Origin of the sequence: Nostoc sp. XA010 (assembly GCF_020829625.1) — a bacterium.
Taxonomy (GTDB): Bacteria; Cyanobacteriota; Cyanobacteriia; order Cyanobacteriales; family Nostocaceae; genus Nostoc.
Genome location: NZ_JAIVFX010000007.1, coordinates 173,774 through 189,597 on the forward strand (window position 1 = coordinate 173,774; position 15,824 = coordinate 189,597).

General features: G+C 39.3%; 18 protein-coding genes and 2 pseudogenes. 10 read left to right on the top strand and 10 right to left on the bottom strand.

All coding sequences use genetic code 11. The features are described 5' to 3' along the window. Positions 1-342: 342 nt before the first annotated feature. Genes LC608_RS13225 through LC608_RS13235 form a run of 3 tightly spaced genes read left to right on the top strand, consistent with a single transcriptional unit; the run spans position 343 to position 2,461 of the window. Positions 343-831 carry an ankyrin repeat domain-containing protein gene (locus tag LC608_RS13225; protein ID WP_229553982.1) on the top strand — a complete coding sequence of 163 codons (489 nt, stop codon included), beginning with the start codon at positions 343-345 and terminating at the stop codon, positions 829-831. Further along, positions 794-2,080 (top strand): SagB/ThcOx family dehydrogenase, encoded by a 1,287-nt coding sequence (locus LC608_RS13230; RefSeq protein WP_229553983.1) that lies wholly within the window; start codon positions 794-796, stop codon positions 2,078-2,080. The genes LC608_RS13225 and LC608_RS13230 overlap by 38 nt, the downstream gene beginning before the upstream one ends. Before the next feature lie 18 nt (positions 2,081-2,098). After that, complete coding sequence (locus LC608_RS13235) at positions 2,099-2,461, top strand: hypothetical protein (RefSeq protein ID WP_229553984.1); 363 nt, start codon at positions 2,099-2,101, stop codon at positions 2,459-2,461. A 25-nt stretch (positions 2,462-2,486) separates the two neighbouring features. On the opposite strand, the gene LC608_RS13240 is transcribed toward LC608_RS13235, so the two are convergent. The 4 genes from LC608_RS13240 to LC608_RS13255 all read right to left on the bottom strand — a co-directional run bounded on the left by LC608_RS13240 (position 2,487) and on the right by LC608_RS13255 (position 4,234). Continuing rightward, the gene (locus LC608_RS13240) at positions 2,487-2,957 is read right to left on the bottom strand and encodes a hydrogenase maturation protease (protein ID WP_229553985.1); all 471 of its coding nucleotides are present in this window, start codon (positions 2,955-2,957) and stop codon (positions 2,487-2,489) included. A 26-nt stretch (positions 2,958-2,983) separates the two neighbouring features. Then, positions 2,984-3,343: a DUF5615 family PIN-like protein gene (locus LC608_RS13245; RefSeq protein ID WP_229553986.1), complete on the bottom strand. Its 360-nt coding sequence runs from the start codon at positions 3,341-3,343 to the stop codon at positions 2,984-2,986. Positions 3,344-3,345: 2 nt separating this feature from the next. After that, positions 3,346-3,570: a DUF433 domain-containing protein gene (locus LC608_RS13250; protein WP_196524998.1), complete on the bottom strand. Its 225-nt coding sequence runs from the start codon at positions 3,568-3,570 to the stop codon at positions 3,346-3,348. Between the two features lie 241 nt (positions 3,571-3,811). Next, positions 3,812-4,234 (bottom strand): hypothetical protein, encoded by a 423-nt coding sequence (locus LC608_RS13255; RefSeq protein WP_229553987.1) that lies wholly within the window; start codon positions 4,232-4,234, stop codon positions 3,812-3,814. 318 nt (positions 4,235-4,552) lie between these two features. Here LC608_RS13255 and LC608_RS13260 point away from each other — a divergent pair, with 318 nt between their 5' ends. Then, positions 4,553-5,509 carry a hypothetical protein gene (locus LC608_RS13260; protein ID WP_229553988.1) on the top strand — a complete coding sequence of 319 codons (957 nt, stop codon included), beginning with the start codon at positions 4,553-4,555 and terminating at the stop codon, positions 5,507-5,509. A 249-nt stretch (positions 5,510-5,758) separates the two neighbouring features. After that, positions 5,759-6,265: a GNAT family N-acetyltransferase gene (locus tag LC608_RS13265; protein ID WP_229553989.1), complete on the top strand. Its 507-nt coding sequence runs from the start codon at positions 5,759-5,761 to the stop codon at positions 6,263-6,265. A gap of 658 nt (positions 6,266-6,923) precedes the next feature. On the opposite strand, the pseudogene LC608_RS13270 reads toward LC608_RS13265, so the two are convergent. Then, positions 6,924-8,024: pseudogene (locus LC608_RS13270) on the bottom strand (nickel-dependent hydrogenase large subunit); the annotation flags it as partial. Positions 8,025-8,140: 116 nt separating this feature from the next. Here LC608_RS13270 and LC608_RS13275 point away from each other — a divergent pair. Beyond that, complete coding sequence (locus LC608_RS13275) at positions 8,141-9,688, top strand: site-specific integrase (RefSeq protein WP_374108396.1); 1,548 nt, start codon at positions 8,141-8,143, stop codon at positions 9,686-9,688. On the opposite strand, the gene LC608_RS37540 is transcribed toward LC608_RS13275, so the two are convergent. Next, positions 9,685-9,903: a tyrosine-type recombinase/integrase gene (locus tag LC608_RS37540; RefSeq protein ID WP_374108400.1), complete on the bottom strand. Its 219-nt coding sequence runs from the start codon at positions 9,901-9,903 to the stop codon at positions 9,685-9,687. The genes LC608_RS13275 and LC608_RS37540 overlap by 4 nt on opposite strands. 134 nt (positions 9,904-10,037) lie before the next feature. On the opposite strand from LC608_RS37540, the gene LC608_RS13280 reads away from it, so the two are divergent. Continuing rightward, positions 10,038-10,553 (top strand): hypothetical protein, encoded by a 516-nt coding sequence (locus LC608_RS13280; RefSeq protein WP_229553990.1) that lies wholly within the window; start codon positions 10,038-10,040, stop codon positions 10,551-10,553. A gap of 106 nt (positions 10,554-10,659) precedes the next feature. On the opposite strand, the gene LC608_RS13285 is transcribed toward LC608_RS13280, so the two are convergent. The 4 genes and pseudogenes from LC608_RS13285 to LC608_RS13300 all read right to left on the bottom strand — a co-directional run bounded on the left by LC608_RS13285 (position 10,660) and on the right by LC608_RS13300 (position 13,388). Beyond that, positions 10,660-10,992, bottom strand: a complete 333-nt coding sequence (locus tag LC608_RS13285) for a DUF5615 family PIN-like protein (protein WP_229553991.1) — start codon at positions 10,990-10,992, stop codon at positions 10,660-10,662. Then, positions 10,989-11,219, bottom strand: a complete 231-nt coding sequence (locus LC608_RS13290; protein ID WP_114083639.1) for a DUF433 domain-containing protein — start codon at positions 11,217-11,219, stop codon at positions 10,989-10,991. The genes LC608_RS13285 and LC608_RS13290 overlap by 4 nt, the downstream gene beginning before the upstream one ends. 476 nt (positions 11,220-11,695) lie before the next feature. Continuing rightward, positions 11,696-12,205 (bottom strand): annotated as a pseudogene (locus LC608_RS13295) (nickel-dependent hydrogenase large subunit); the annotation flags it as partial. A gap of 220 nt (positions 12,206-12,425) precedes the next feature. Next, complete coding sequence (locus LC608_RS13300; RefSeq protein ID WP_229553992.1) at positions 12,426-13,388, bottom strand: hydrogenase small subunit; 963 nt, start codon at positions 13,386-13,388, stop codon at positions 12,426-12,428. Positions 13,389-14,235: 847 nt separating this feature from the next. On the opposite strand from LC608_RS13300, the gene LC608_RS13305 reads away from it, so the two are divergent. The 3 genes from LC608_RS13305 (at position 14,236) to LC608_RS13315 (ending at position 15,803) form a co-directional block, all read left to right on the top strand. After that, positions 14,236-15,204 (top strand): hypothetical protein, encoded by a 969-nt coding sequence (locus LC608_RS13305; RefSeq protein ID WP_229554101.1) that lies wholly within the window; start codon positions 14,236-14,238, stop codon positions 15,202-15,204. Positions 15,205-15,303: 99 nt separating this feature from the next. Continuing rightward, on the top strand, positions 15,304-15,570 hold the full coding sequence (locus tag LC608_RS13310) for a hypothetical protein (protein ID WP_229553993.1): 267 nt from the start codon (positions 15,304-15,306) through the stop codon (positions 15,568-15,570). Positions 15,571-15,578: 8 nt separating this feature from the next. After that, positions 15,579-15,803, top strand: coding sequence for a hypothetical protein (locus tag LC608_RS13315; protein ID WP_229553994.1), 225 nt, complete (start codon positions 15,579-15,581; stop codon positions 15,801-15,803). Positions 15,804-15,824 lie beyond the last annotated feature (21 nt).

Sequence of the window (15,824 nt, forward strand, 5' to 3'; positions counted from 1 at the left end):
CCCTTACTGCTCAGATGCCCGACTTATTGAAGAAGTTAAGAATCTAAATCTACTTACTTTGTAGCTATTTAATTTATGACATATATTCTATTAATTTATATTATAAAAGTAAACTGTAATAATTACTGCTTTTTATTTACTTTTCAATCTTTTTTAAGAAAACTATCTGACGATCTTTATAAAGGATTCATAAATTAAACTTATAAAGTTGATAACATATATGTAAATTAAAAGAATTTAGATAACATTTTTTCAAGAATGGTGAGCATTGCTCACCATTCTGTTTACCAAGCAAATTTATACTAGTAAACTAGCACCAACAAAGCTAACTAAGGGATACTTATGAATCAAACCAATAGTCAGAATCTGAGTGAAGCTACAATCCAATGGCTAATAGCAAAAGGCTATAATCCTGGCGATTTAAATCAGACAGGTGAAAATGGCGATACAGCTTTGATGAAAGCTACAAGAGAGGGAATAAATCCAGTTGTTAAAGAACTCATTGATGCAGGTGCGGATATCAATGCTCGAAATAGCGATCGCAACAATGCTTTGTGGTTTGCTTGTTTTGGTAATCACTACGATTTAATTAATTTACTGCTTGCTAGCAACATTAACATAGATAACCAAAATGATAATGGTGCAACTGTTTTAATGTATGCAGCATCAGCCGGAAAGACAGAAGTAGTTAAGTTACTTTTACAACATCATCCTAATTTATATTTAAAAAACTTAGACGATTATAAAGCGTTAGATTTTGCTAGCAACGTAGAAGTCTTAAGGATACTTAAAAATGCCACAAAGCCAGATATCGGGCAAAGCTTATCATGACGCTACCAAGCATTCTTACTTATCGGTACAACTCGATCCAAATTATGTAGATGCTTCAACACAGCCATCTTCATTTAAAGTTTATCCCAAGTTTTATCGGAGAGTGAAATTAAATCTCAATAATCCTGTTCACTCTTTTATCTCGTTAACCAGTGCGATAACACTAGAAAAAGTATATAAAGATGGCCCTTATAAACTGCGAGTAAATCCATCAGCAGGCGCTCTGTATCCCACGGAGGTTTACGTACAGGTTCGCGGGATCGAGGGAATGGTAAATGGTATATACCATGTAGAAGTTGAGAATAATTGTCTAACTCTCATCTATGAATTAATTGATGATGGGTTGGAGAATTATATTATACCAGGTAAATGTATCAACGGATTCATCTTTTTAATTAGTTGTGTTTATTATAGGTCTAGCTGGAAATATCAAAATAGAAGCATAAGATATTGCTTCTTAGATAGCGGACACCATTTAGGGGCAATCGCAGCTTCAGCTTTTCTCCACAACCGAGATATACAACTAATTTTTGACTTTGATAAACTTGCTCTCAATTCAGATTTGGGTTTTGAGAATAAAGAGTTTATTACTGCTTGTGCGGTGTCAGGAGAAATACAAGACAAGAAAATCAGAACCTTAAGGCTGAAAGTTCCTTTTGTCTCTGGTACTGATTATTTTGAATCTAATCAATTTATTGAAGATGCCTATCAAGCAACAACTCTACAAAAGAGTCGCCAGCAGAAATTAGAGTATCCTCAATTTGATTTTGAGCAGGATAAATTTTATCAAGTTGTTTGGAATAGACGTTCTATTAGACGTTTCCGGAAAGAGTCTATTTCTCAAGAAGATTATTTATATATAGTGCAACAACTTGAGCATTCAATACCGACAGAAAACTATGAGGACATAGAAATTTACTTAGTGGTGCATCGAGTAGAAGGAATGACACCTGGGTTATATAAAGGTACGTATCTGGTTAAAACAGGTAATTTTAGTGAAAAGACAGGTTACTTATGTATTAATCAGGCTATTGCTAGAGATGGCGCTGTAACTTTATTTTTTGTGTCAGATTATTTAAACTATCAAACTGCTATGCAAATAGCTGGTTTTCTTGGACAGAGGCTTTATTTAACTAGTAATTATTTGGGAATTCAATGTAGTGGTATTGGTGCTTACTATGATGATGAAACCCAAAAATTATTAGAAACAAATAAAGATGTACTTTATGGAATGGTGATTGGAATATAAGCAGGAAGCTAAAGAAAGATGTATTACTTCAATGGTGATGACTCACATCCAATACAACCGACATCTGCGGATATTATACTGCGGCAACAGCTAGAGGATTCTATTAGCAGATACTTTTATGAATCGTGCGATCGCACGATTCAAAATCTTCTATCTAATTGTCGGTGGTATGTCACAACCCCTGCCAATGCTCTAACATTGGTTATTGAGTGTCCCGATCAAGTTACTAATTGGCGTATTTTGCAAAAAATCGTGCCAATGGGGACATTACTATATGGGATTGTCAGCAGTGCTAAAATCCGTGTTTGTCCGCCAGAGAGTCAAGGCGTACCTTTTGAAATGAGGGTAGATGAACTGTCTGTTTATCGGGATTGGGCATAAGAGAAGAGTTAGGAGTTTAAAATTTCTACTCATTATTTTGGCTGATGAGTGCAGCTACCTCTTTAAAAACTAAATCAGCAGAATGTTTAATAGCAGGACTTAATTCTAGTCCAAAAGCAAGATTTGCCGCTTCAATTAAATAAACTGTCACCTCTTGGGGAAAGTCATTTTGAAAGATTTTCCGTCCGGCGGCTAAAGCATTATCCCAACGAAAATCGTGCAAGTTATAACTAGGTTCTGGCAAAGCTTCCAGTTCTTTTCCTGGAACTTTAAATACAGCACCCGGTTCAGAACCAGTTGAACTTGCATCAATAATTATTAATTCTTTACTACCTCTAGCTTGAAACATTACTTCCATCCCTGCGGTGCCACAGTCATATACTTGTACTTTAGGATGAGGATTTTCAGCTAGATATTTCTGTAAGCGTTGGGCAATGATTACGCCTACTGCGTCGTCACTGCGATTTAGATTGCCGCAACCGATAATAGTAAGCATGGGATGAGATTTAATTGTTTAAGCTTTTACAAAGATACTTTTCTAAACCTGTGTCCATCTGGTTGTACAACTACAAATGCGCCTACTAATTCGATTTCTGAGTAAGTTTCTATAACTCGTACCAGTTCGTTATGAACTTTATTCACAGTTGTAGGTAGGATTCGGAGATAGATTACTCCAGATCCCATTGCTCTAACAAAAACAAGATTTCCGTAGTCTCTACCTCGCGTGATGAGAATACGGTATTGTTCCTGTGCTGTTCTAAGTATTTCTTCATCACTTGCTTGCGAAAGACCAATCTGAGCAACAAGAACTACATCATGTCCGGTATCAACTAGAAACCTTGCTGTCACAGCATACACATCTTGATCTAGTAATAATCTCATGCTCAAATAGATACTAAGCGAATGTCTTCAGCGGCCACTAAAGCGATCGCGTATCCTAAGCAGGCACGAATATCTTCAATTTGTAGGTCTGGATAGTAGTCTCGGATAATTTCTTCAAATGAAAGTCCGTCATTGAGTAGTTCAAGAATGCTTTGTACAGTGATGCGTGTTCCTGCGATGCAAGGTTTACCGAAATGAATGTGAGAGTTAACTACGATTCTGTCCATTTAACTATAAACTAATAATATGTTTCCTAAATTATAAAATAAGAGGTTGCACTGTATGTATAAATGCAGTGAAGCATAGTTTAAAGCTTAAGGTCATAGTAAAGGTATAAGACTAAGAACAACTCATCATCAAGCTTCTGCTAAAACTGATTATTTCGAGTTTTTGCCATAATCTGCAAAATATGAGGCTCTGACTGATAGGACAGACAAAGCCTCTGAAAAATAATTTATCAGTCGGAAACTATAAATCTACGCCATGTTTCTTGGCAATTTCAGTAAGTTTCTCACACTGATCTTGTGACGCTTTAGTTAATATCTCTTCAGCCTGTTCTTTAGTACTTCCTTCTTTAGGAATTAAATACTTGACATAAAGAGATACAAAATCAGCAGCGATCGCTAAACCGGATAAAGCGTGTTTGTCAGCTTCCTTGCCAGCGATCGCAGCTACCAAACCAGCTTTAATTGGGTCTGGTTTAACTTTCATGAACTGCTCGACAAGTTTAGGAACATAGTCTTCTGGTGGCAAATTATCTAACTTACTTCTATCGGGAGTAAAGTTACATTCTGCGGCTTGAGCCTGCTCTAAAACACACCATTCTATGTATTCTTGCAATGCTGCATCGGGAACGCGAGGGAGATAATTATGTAGCGCTAAATCAGACACAAGCTTACCGTGTAAATTGCTGTTTTATGCAAATGCATTAAGGCAAGCCTAACGCATCGTTTCTAGAAGTTTTGGTGTGTTACGCTACGACTGTTGAATAAATAGTTAGATTATTAGATATCTCAAGCAAAAATCATCCTAAAGTAGAGCAATGATGCCCATCATAGTGAAATAATTGTCGATTAACGGGAAAACCACAATTATAAGGATATATTTTAAAGAATATTTACAGATGTATTCAAGTTGTATCTATCATGGGAATCTTAAGAATATTATCACCCACTTTGATTAATTAGTTTAAAGAAGGCAGAGTTAGTTATGGGAAAAGATTATGTTTTATTTCTGCATGGCGTAAATGTACGGGAATCGAAAGAAAACGAAAGGAACCAGAATTACACCTATGCCGATAAGTTGTTTAACTTGATTGTTGAGCTAGTCCGGCAGAAAGATCGTAATCGTGAATGCATCAAAGTGCCTCTTTACTGGGGTGATGTCAACCAAAGCGCCTTAAATGAACTACTAACAAACCTGAAAGGCTCGTCTAAGTGGAACCAACTCTGGTTTCAAGATTTTCGCCAGAAGCAAATATTGCAATTTGTCGGGGATGGAGGACTGTACATCAGTCGCCTAATTGGATCAATGGCGGCTGACCAACTCAAAAAGCAAACATTTAAAGGCTTAGAAAAGTATAAACAGGACGATCGCCTACATTTGGTGACTCATAGTTGGGGGACAATTGTACTATTTGACATTCTGTTTGCCAGCCGTTGGGATAATCAGGAAATTCCTGGCTATCAGAGTGTAAAAGATATTCGAGATAAGCTTTATGGCGTTGGGGACAAGCCTAAAGAAGGTATCCGACTAGCTAGCATCCAGACTATGGGTTCTCCCATCGCCTTGTTTAGCCTAATTAGTATCAATGGTAGAAATGCTAATGATGAAAGTACTCATGACATCAGCCCTGGTTTAAGTAATTTGTTGAAGAACCTTACCCAAGGAGATCGAGAGTTGTCTTGGCTCAATTTTATACATCCTGGCGATCCAATTGCTTGGCCGCTAGAAAATGTCATCATCAAGTTAATTCCCAATTCTGGTTCTTACGTTAAGGTAGAAGACGTTCTTACTAGTGACTCTGGTTTCTTAAATTTATTTGCTCAAACTCCCCCCATCCGACAAACGTTTTTGGCTTTGGCAAATGGCGGCAGCGCTCACGGAAGTTATTGGCAAAATAAAGATGTAGCACAGCGAATAGCAACAAATATTCTAAGGGTTTAATACTATGTGTATTTCCCTAGCTTAATATTTCGTTTTTTACCTTTTTGTTTCTGCGCTTTCGGCATCTTTCGGACTACCAGTTAAAAAAATATCCTATCTTAGGGGCGCAAGAGATTGCGCCCTTAAAAAGTAGAGAATCCACAGATCCAGCAAGCTGTACGCTTTTAGCGTCTTGCAGAGAAGCCCATTGCGAATTGGTATAATGTTTCTGTTCTGAAAAATGCTGGAGTTAGAGTGAGGTCTAAACCAATGACTTTAATACTTGAAACTCAGAGGCTGTTGTTAAAACCAATTTTGAAGAGTGGATTGAACACACTACATACTATTCTCATTGACTCATACGTTAGAAAGTATTTGTGCGATGACAAAATTTTTCCATTGCAACAGGTTGAAGAAATGGTGATACAAAGCCAGAATAATTTTGAAGAAAAAAAACTTGGTTTATGGTTTATTGAAACTAAAAATCAGCAAGAAATCATTGGATTTGTTGGTTTGTGGGATTTCTTTGATGAAGAACAGCCCCAATTAGTTTATGCTTTGCTGCCTGAAGCAACCAAAAAAGGCTATGCTACCGAAGCGGCAACCAAGATGTTGGAGTATTGTTTTAATGAACTTAACTATCAGTATCTTTTAGCAAGCTGCGATCGCCCAAACCTTGAATCACAAAAATTAACAGAAAGAATAGGTATGACAAAGGTGGACGAAAAAATCGTGAATGGCAACCCCCTTGTATTTTTCAGAATTGAGAAATTGTAGGTAAAGATATTGTGACTGTTGAAGGCGATCGCCTAGTTCTCATAGACTCTTTCCCTATCCTCAGAATCTAGATTGTCTAAGTCAATCCGTTGTTTGGGGATAAACGCAATGATCAGCAGCGAATGCTGAAATAGCAAATGCGAACGCCGAAATAGCAAATGCGAACGCCGAAGTAGCAAATGCGAACGCCGAAATAGCAAATGCGTTCGCTGAAATAGCAAATGCGTTCGCCGAAGTAGCAAATGCGTTCGCTGAAATAGCAAATGCGTTCGCTGAAATAGCAAATGCGTTCGCTGAAATAGCAAATGCGTTCGCTGAAATAGCAAATGCGTTCGCTGAAATAGCAAATGCGAACGAAGCCTTTATCCCTGCTGCATTACACGCTTTGAACGTAAATGCAGCAGAGATAAAAACTCTGCCAGCTCAACCAGCCCTTCTGCTTCTCGTCGTTCTCCAAGGGTAAGCGCTTCGCCTACATCTTAGCGATCTAGCAAAAATTGTAGACGCTCTTGGACAGCTTCAAGAAGTTGAAAGTGAGTCAGTTCAACAGGTATCTGAATAATTTCAACCATACAAAGTATGTCTAGTAAAATTGCAACCACTTGTAGAGCGAGTGTAACTCAATGTGGTTTATGCTAGACAATCTGATAATTGAGAATTAAGCAGTGCGAAAACGCGCTAACTCCTCACCAGTCTTAGCATCATGGGCGTGGACTGTACACACCAAACATGAATCAAACGATCGCGCCACATGACCAACTTCCACAGGGTCGCTAGAATCGTAAATGGGTGTGCCAATTAAAGCTTCTTCAATGGGGCCGCGGATACCTTCACCGTCACGAGGGCCGATATTCCAAGTACCAGGGGCAATCACTTGGTAATTCTTAATTTTACCGCCCTCCACTTCTACCCAGTGAGATAAAGAACCGCGTGCTGCTTCCGTTGCACCCCAGCCCTTGCCATCTTTTTCTGTGGGTTTGATATACCAGGGGTCATTTAATTTGAATTCGCGTAAACAGTGTTCAGCTTGCCGATATAACTTGACAAGTTCGTGAACTCGTGCTAGCTGACGCACATGAATACTAGCACCACCCATCTCCTTGAATACATCTAGAATAAAGCCGTCGTAGTGTTGCCAAGATTCGCCATGTTTACCACCGGCTACTAATTGACGCGCTAAGGGGCCAGTTTCCAAGCGTCCGAAGTCTTTGTGAAGGACTGCACTCGACCAAGAGTAGGCGTTATCGAAGTCTTTTGTATTAATTGCAGTAGGTTTAGTGGTGCGATCGCTAGGGTGAATATCATCTGTGCCCTCATCGTACCAGGAGTGAGTTGTATTCTCGCGGGTAAATGACTGATCCATTAAGGTGTGAGTGTCTGCGAAGCTGTCGTACACTCCACTTTTCATGATCATTGCCGCATTGCGTCCTTCAATAGTCGGTTTTTGGTATTTATCTTCATGGGCTAAATATCCCCAAGTGACATATTTACCAACACCAGCACCATATCTATCTAGACCGATATCTAAACCCATGCGCCAATAAAAACCTAAGTCGGAATCTCGATGATTGCGGTCTTCATCCAACCAATCTCTAAAGTCATCATAAGTTTGGATTTGTTCGTAGCGTTCTAAAGAACAACCTAACCACACTGGTTCTAACCAATTGGTGCGGAAGTATTCCAGAATTGCCCAAGCGCGGGTAATGTCTGTAAGGGTTGGGGCGCACATCACGCCACCAGGCACCATATAACTGCTGTGGTAACTGGTGATATGCTAAAAATGTTCCTGAGTAACTTATTGCATAAAGTAATTTTGCTCGGCAATAACATTTTATCTTCACCATTTCAGCTTATAAATAAGGGAATATTTAGGGAATGAGCGGGCAAAATCAAAACCAAGATGATCGCGTAGGCGCAGCCAGCCGCAGGCATCGGCAAAACTTAATATCGGAGACATATCCCCCATCTACAGATGAGGATGCAAATGCAGACTCAAGGGACTTTTTCGCCGATATTTTTGCAGATTTTGAGCCGCAGAACACCACAGATGGCAGCTACAGAGGAACAATGGCGAAAATAAAAGCAACGGAATTACACTATCAAGAAGTTTTTGAGCAGAAGTTAGTCGAAGCCAATACTAATTTAAAGAGGGATAGAATTAGAGTTAGCATTAAACAAACTGGGAATTCTCTCCAGTTACGGGCTACCCTACCGTTAAAACCAGGCGATGCCTACGGCGGACATTCGCAAAGCGTCTCGCAGAGAAGCGAACGCAGCTTGGGTAAGGAAAAAAAACAGTATGACTTGTCTCTAGGGATACCAGCAAATTTAGAGGGACTGAAAACTGCGATCGAGGAAAGTTACGAGTTGGGTAAATTAATCGCTCGCCATACTTTCGAGTGGAATGAGAAGTATTTAGGAATTAAATCTAGAGAAAAGCAAGAGATAAAAACTATTGGGGAATTATTAGATACATTTGATGAAAAATATTATCAAACCCGTCAGAAAACTATAACCAGTCAAAATACTTTTGCTAACTATATATCCGTTATTAAAAGAAACTTTCCTTTAACAACTTTGTCAACAAAAAATCATTTTGAGGAAATTATTAATTCATTTCAGGGAAATAAAAAAAATGAATTAATTGCGGTAACTTCTGTTTTTATTAAAACCTTTCAGTTGGGATTTATACTTGATGTGAGACGGGATCATGTCACTCCTGCCCATCGAGAAATACCTGAAAATGATAAAATAGTATCTTCTTTTGACCTATTTGAAAAATTCGCCCTCAATCGCAAAAATACAAATATCACTGATGAAATAGACACCTGGGAAATGTGGCGTTGGGTATATGGAATGTTGGCAACCTTTGGGTTAAGACCAAGGGAATTATTTGTCGAACCAGATATTAACTGGTGGATGTGTCCCCAAAATATAGACCATACTTGGAAAGTCAATAAGAATACAAAAACTGGATATCGAGAAGTTATTCCTTTTGTTCGTGAATGGATAGAATTATTTGATTTAAAAAACCCCAAACCATTAAATATTTTAGAAAACAAGGTGACAAAAATTGCATCTGTGCAAAATATTAATTGGATGCGGAGAGATATATCCAGATGGTTTAGAAAAGTGGGAATTGAGTTTCAACCCTACGATTTGCGTCATGCTTGTGCGATTCGAGCGCATCTTCAGGGAATACCCATCAAAGCCGCAGCAGACAATTTAGGTCATACTGTTGATGAACATACAAAAACCTATCAAAGATGGTTTGGCATTGAAAACCGGAAAAAAGCCTTTGGTGAGGTAATTAGTCAAAAGTCGTTAATTGAGTTGCAAAAAAATGAAATATTGGCGCTCAGGATGGAGAATGAAAGGTTGAAGTTGGAAGTTGAAAAGTTGAAATTCTCGGAGAATGTCTAACAATCCAGAGGACTGCGGACAGCTTTACCACCACGGTTAAGAACGTGGGTATAAATCATGGTGGTTTTGACATCATCTTTAACCCGTAAATTTAAGGCTTCATTTAATCGAAAACCAGTGCCATAAAGTAATTTGATTAAAAGTTGATGTACTCCATATAATTTTTGAATGATTGCAAAAACTTCATCTTTCGTAATAATGTTTGGCAGGAAAATTCCGTATAATAATTCCGTATAATACTCTAAAAATCATAAATACTCCGACTCAACTTAACCACTCTGGACTGAAAGTCCAGGTGTAAGTTCCATAGCCTTTTGAGTTCGCTTCAAAATCTACGGAGAAAACTGCCATGAATCTCATGAATCTATCGCTCAAGAAACTCGCTTATTTTGCTACACCTGCTTTAGCTGGATTAGTCTTAACTTTAGGCGGGGCAATTTTAACTGGTAGTTTGCCTGCTTCCGCAAATCTTGCTGGGAACTGGACTAGTATAGAATCAATTCGCGATAACGTCGTTATTTTTTACTCTACAAACGGAGCGGCAACTGTTGCTAGCATCCTCGGCGGTTCTGGTAATGTGCAGACACTCAGAACCTATACCTTTGCTGGGGGTTGGACTCACTTAACGAAGATCCGTAATGGTGTCATCTTGTTCTATAACGCCTCAACAGGAGCGGCAACTGTTGTTAGCTTCGACAATTCTGGTAATATACAGACACAACAAGGTTATACCTTTGCTGGGGGTTGGACTCGCGTAACGAAGATCCGTGATGGTGTTATCTTGTTCTATAACGCCTCAACAGGAGCGGCAACTGTTGTTAACTTCGACAATTCTGGTAATATACAGACACAACAAGCTTTGTAAAGAGTGCGATCGCCGATCTTGTAGGGTGCGTAAATGCAATGTAACGCACCTTATTACTTAATATTATTGACACTGGCTTGAACGCAGTTCCAATTTTTTAGTGCGATTATGAGAGGGCAAGCAATGATGAATTTTCATCTTCATAAAATAATTTAATCGTGCTGAACTCCCGACGCAGTAAATTTTCAACTTGTAAGGTAGAACAGTTTCCAAATCTAAGCCAGATGACTTTTGGGGGATTTCCAAACAGTAAACTTAGATCGTGCATATCAGCATCTTTCGAGACGATCATCAAATCATTATCTTTTGCATAATTCCAAACTATCGGGTCTATTGTTGCTTTCATGCCTACATCTCGAACATGAAGTGAGTCTGGAAAAAGATCGCTCAAACGAGTGGATAATTTAGGGGATAAGTTTTCATCAAACAGTAATTTCATGCTGATAATGGAGAAATCATAAGCCGACGTTCACGGTCAGCCGCATAAGCAATACAAGCTTTTAAATCTTCTCGCGTTAGATCGGGAAAATCATCAAGAATTTCTGCTTCGGTCATCTCGGAAGCTAGGTATTCAAGCACCTCATAAACTGTAATTCGCAAGCCACGCACACAAGGCTTACCACCGCGTTTATTCGCTTCAATTGTGATATAGTTTCTGTAATTCATTATGTGGCTAGTGCATTTTTGCCAATTCGTCTGATCGTACCATGTATTTCTGCTAAAAACTCAATAATTTCACCGTTAAACATCTTTGAGAAAAGCGATCGCTCAATATCCAAAAAAATCAATACTTCTATACATAACCTGACCTGTGATTATTTAAACTCCGATATTACTATTTACGCATTTATATTGAGAAAAATCCTGCTTTATACTTCAATATAAAGAAAATAATTATACTTAACTACTTGCCTTGGACTTCCTTAACTGCGATCGCTAATCTAGGGTTAGGGAAAAATTAGGTAATACCTGAGAAAAGCAAATAACTTTTAACAGAGAAAAATAAATGGATTTACTGCTAGCTATCTTTGCTTATGGTGTAGCTGACCGTGGATTTATCGCCTAATTTAAGGAAAAACCAGGGAATCATTACACATATCCTGGCAAATCCTTACTATATAAGCAATTCCCCAATTGCTTTCCATATAACTGCTGTGGGGCCATTGTCCGCCCAACAGTGCATAAATTTCTACGGGTTTAGCGGAAATTGTTATGCCTAGTTCGTAAGATTTGCCAGTGAAGGCGGCAAAACGTTTAACAGCTTCCTCATAAAAGCGACTATTGCGGTATTTTCTATTTGTTAAATCAATAGCAAACAGTCCATAAAAATAGCGGGGGATGCTTTGAATTGTCTCGACAATTTGACCAAGATTTCTCGCCAAAATTGCATTGCGAGGAACTTCTGTTTCCCAAGCTGTATCTAATGCCCAAGATGCACAAGTCAGGTGAGAACCGCCGCAAATACCGCAAATGCGAGGTGTGACTATTAATCCGGCTTGGGGGTCTTTACCGCGTAGGATAACTTCAAATCCGCGAAATAATTCGGCGTGTGTCCAAGCGTTGACTACCCGCCCATTCTCAATGTCAACTCGGACATCTAAATCGCCTTCAACTCTACCAACGGGCGAAATATCTAATGATTGAATTGTCATTTGTCATTTGTCCTTTGTCATTTGTTATTTGTCTTTGGTCATTTGTTGTTCAATAAGAGGTTGTTTGAAAATGGTGGCTGAGGTATCCAAAAACTTAGATCCTCCTAAATCCTCCTTAAAAAGGAGGACTTTGAGAAGGTTATTCCCCCCTTTTTAAGGGGGGCTAGGGGGGATCTCGATACAAGCGTAGACTTTTCAAACATCCTCTAATGACCAATGACTAAACCGTAAAAAAGTCTTCTTCTGCCCAAGGTGGCGCTGCATCTTTTGCAACCATAGTGAGTAAGGCGTAGTCTTTTTTGTTGACTCCTGGCGGTAATTCTTTCGGAACTCCCATTACTGTTTGGGTTTTGAATACAGTTCCGGGTTTGAGGTCAAAGAAGGGGAATTCTGGTTCTGTGCAACCTAAACAAGGCATTCCGACGCGAGTTTTGGAAGAGACGCGATTCCATAAGATGCGGTTGCAGGAAGAATGAGTCATGGGGCCGCGACAACCCAAGTCATAAAATAGACAGCCTTTACGCTGACCAAATTCGGCGGTTGAGGCTTTGTAGGCAAAGTGGACGTTACGGGTACAACCTGTTTGGGTGTAGCTGTTAAAGAAGGTTTGGGGACGATTTAGTTCATCGAAAGCAATGTCTGCTATGCGTCCAGTAGCGATCGCAACTAATATCTGCGTAATCCAGTCGGGATGGGCGGGACATCCAGGTATATTAATTACAGGTAATCCGGCTTGTGAGAGAAAATCTTTCCCTAAAAAACCGCCTTCTTGACGCTTGAGAAATTGCAAACCTTCCGATTCGCTGGGGTTAGGTGACATGGCGGGAATTCCTCCCCAGGTGGCACAGTCTCCCACGGCGACGATAAATTTAGCAACTTTAGCAAGGTCTGCTAACCAATCTTTCATGGCGCGATCGGCAAACCGATTCCATTCGCCTGTACCGTTGGGGGCATTAACAACGCTGCCTTCAAATACCAAGATATCTAAAGGAATTGTGCCAGAAATACAATCCCGTAGCAGTGTTTGCAAGTTGTTGCCTAGTTCCACTCCCAAGGAAGGATGCCAAAGTAAATTGATGCCAAAGTCGGCAATTAAATCACAGACTGTCGGTTCCTCGGCGTTGAGAAATGACATGGTGTTGCCTGAACAAGCACCACCTTGTAGCCATAGTACATTAGTCATCGGCTAGGTGTTTTTGTATTGTTTACCATGCATGATGTAGGTGATAATGGTTGTAAAGTCTCACCTGTTTATCAATATTTATTTTTTAATCTTAAGATATTTTTTGGTTTAATTCACTTTCATTAAAAAAGAATTAATCATTAACAATAGCTAAAAGTTTAACCAAATTATTTTAAATTACTATGTTTGTTATACTCGTAACAGACTTAACAAATAAAAATAGTAAAAAGAAAATTGTTTTTTACTTACTTACGTTAAATAACCTCGCGGACTGAATTCATTACTGTTAAAACTCTGTAACAATTACTGCTAGCTGTTAATTCGTGCAAAAAAATGAGTATTTTAAGCAGTCAGATTTTAATGCAATAACCGAGTCAAATTCAGTTTGTCAAGATAGTTAAAGATTTCGATTTTTATAGTTGATGAACATATTTTACACTTCGATGATCCCGTGGCGACTATTTGGAATACACTAAATATTATGTATGTCAACAATTCAATAAAGAATATTGGGATTGTGTTAGGTGATGATACAAAAAGCATTTTAAAAATATTAGGTGTTTAAAGCTGACATTAATATTAGCAATTTCCCCCTAGAATTTTAGAAATAGGGTGTTTTATATTTTAGGGATTGGGGACTAGGGATTGGGTACTGGGAAAACTCTTCCCTAATCCCCAGTTCCTAACCCCCAGTCACTAATCCCTAGTCTCAGACAAAAAGGGGAATTCCGCCTAAAGGACTCGAAGCCTGCGTAAATCAGTATGGCCCGGATTAGACGCCTAAGCGTGTCTTGATCATTCATGGGTGTTGACATCAATTCCCAATTGGCTAGAGTACGGCAGAGTTATGATCCCCAGCATTACAGATTCGGCGGTGAAGGCTGCGATCGCAGCTGTTGCATCGGAGTCAGCCACAGCAGAGGAAAAAATCCAAATGCTGATTGAAATAGCACAGGGTTTTCAAAAAAAGCCCAAAGCTGCCCAAGACTTGCGAAATGCAGTTGGGTTATATTACCGGGCCTATGAGATGTGTGGTGAAGAGTATCCCCTACTGAAAGCCAGGGCGCAAGTAGGTATGGCAGGGACTTTACAGGCAATACCGGATGCTGACTACCAACTGCTGCTGCAAGCGAAAGTCGGTTATGAAGAGGCGTTACCGATTTTACAGCAATTAGCTTCTCCAGAGGAAGTAGCTGAGACGCAGATGAATTTTGGGCTGGTGTTGCAGTCGCTAGTACCGTTCAATTTGGCGCGGATAACCGACAGCATCCAGGCTTATCATGAGGCGTTGCGGGTGTTTACCTGGGAAGATTACCCCCAAGAATACGCGATTTTGTATAACAATATTGCGATCGCTTACCTTTCTATGCCCCTAGCATCGGAACGGGAATACTTGCGTCAAGGGTTAGCTGTGCAATCATTTGAGGTAGCACTAAAGCATATTAATTTGATTGACCATCCTAGAGAATATGCGATGTTGCAAAACAATTTAGGTAACGCTTTGCAATATTTAGTGAGTTCCCATCCTGTGGAGAATAATTTAAGAGCGATCGCAGCTTATGACGAAGCGCTAAAAGTGCGTAATGCCAACGATACACCTCTAGAGTACGCTAACACAATTTCAAACAAAGCCAACGCTCTATTGAACTTACCAGATGACCAGGAAAAACCAGAAGCTGGTAATCTTCAAAATCTTTTGCAAGCGCGTATCTACTATCAAGATGCTTTAGAAATATTTACGAAATACCAACAAATGGGACAAGCAGAGATAGTAGCCCAAGCACTACAAGATGTAGAAGCAGAAATAGGGGAATAGGGAATAAATGATAGGGGATAGGTTAGTTATTTTGTCTCCCTCATCTTCCCACTCCCCACTCCCTACTCCCCTAATTCCTAACAATCAGGACAAAATAGCATGAGAGATATTTTAACCTACCCAAACGTGATAAATTTTATCACAAGTTTAGCAGATGGTGATCTGAACATAGCAACAGAATTAGTGTGGCTAATCATAGCAGTAGTATTGTCTATGGTCGGTGGTGCAATTGGTGGAATGCTGTTAGCTGGGAAAGATATAGGCTATCAGTTTTCAGCAATGCTTGGTGCATTACTTGCCCCTGCTGGTGTAATTCCCGCCATTCTCTTAGGGCTTGCTGCTTTAAACTTATTGACAAATTATTAGGAGAAAAGATGTTAGAAATAGGATGGTATTCTGCCAAGTTATTTTTCAAGGGAAAGCTAATACGCGATCCAGTATATTTTGTCAAGCAAACTACTATTGGTAGTGCTGTAGGTTTTTTACTGTTAGTGTTACTCGCACAAGCTCCAATTCCCTTCTACTTACCAATAATATTATCTAGCTTAGTGACGGGTATAATTATGCCATTTCTTCTTAAGGATTTCAAAATGAAGTAATTTGTCATTGGTCATTTATGA

Excerpts from the sequence above, each read along its gene's own strand:
- LC608_RS13245 (WP_229553986.1), bottom strand. The coding sequence starts at position 3,343 with ATGAGATTATTACTAGATCAAGATGTGTATGCTGTGACAGCAAGGTTT.
- LC608_RS13290 (WP_114083639.1), bottom strand. The coding sequence starts at position 11,219 with ATGAATTACAGAAACTATATCACAATTGAAGCGAATAAACGCGGTGGT.
- LC608_RS13285 (WP_229553991.1), bottom strand. The coding sequence starts at position 10,992 with ATGAAATTACTGTTTGATGAAAACTTATCCCCTAAATTATCCACTCGT.
- LC608_RS13230 (WP_229553983.1), top strand. The coding sequence starts at position 794 with ATGCCACAAAGCCAGATATCGGGCAAAGCTTATCATGACGCTACCAAG.
- LC608_RS13305 (WP_229554101.1), top strand. The coding sequence starts at position 14,236 with ATGATCCCCAGCATTACAGATTCGGCGGTGAAGGCTGCGATCGCAGCT.
- LC608_RS13225 (WP_229553982.1), top strand. The coding sequence starts at position 343 with ATGAATCAAACCAATAGTCAGAATCTGAGTGAAGCTACAATCCAATGG.
- LC608_RS13240 (WP_229553985.1), bottom strand. The coding sequence starts at position 2,957 with ATGCTTACTATTATCGGTTGCGGCAATCTAAATCGCAGTGACGACGCA.
- LC608_RS13275 (WP_374108396.1), top strand. The coding sequence starts at position 8,141 with ATGAGCGGGCAAAATCAAAACCAAGATGATCGCGTAGGCGCAGCCAGC.
- LC608_RS13280 (WP_229553990.1), top strand. The coding sequence starts at position 10,038 with ATGAATCTCATGAATCTATCGCTCAAGAAACTCGCTTATTTTGCTACA.
- LC608_RS13260 (WP_229553988.1), top strand. The coding sequence starts at position 4,553 with ATGGGAAAAGATTATGTTTTATTTCTGCATGGCGTAAATGTACGGGAA.
- LC608_RS13235 (WP_229553984.1), top strand. The coding sequence starts at position 2,099 with ATGTATTACTTCAATGGTGATGACTCACATCCAATACAACCGACATCT.
- LC608_RS13265 (WP_229553989.1), top strand. The coding sequence starts at position 5,759 with ATGACTTTAATACTTGAAACTCAGAGGCTGTTGTTAAAACCAATTTTG.
- LC608_RS13250 (WP_196524998.1), bottom strand. The coding sequence starts at position 3,570 with ATGGACAGAATCGTAGTTAACTCTCACATTCATTTCGGTAAACCTTGC.
- LC608_RS13310 (WP_229553993.1), top strand. The coding sequence starts at position 15,304 with ATGAGAGATATTTTAACCTACCCAAACGTGATAAATTTTATCACAAGT.
- LC608_RS13315 (WP_229553994.1), top strand. The coding sequence starts at position 15,579 with ATGTTAGAAATAGGATGGTATTCTGCCAAGTTATTTTTCAAGGGAAAG.
- LC608_RS13300 (WP_229553992.1), bottom strand. The coding sequence starts at position 13,388 with ATGACTAATGTACTATGGCTACAAGGTGGTGCTTGTTCAGGCAACACC.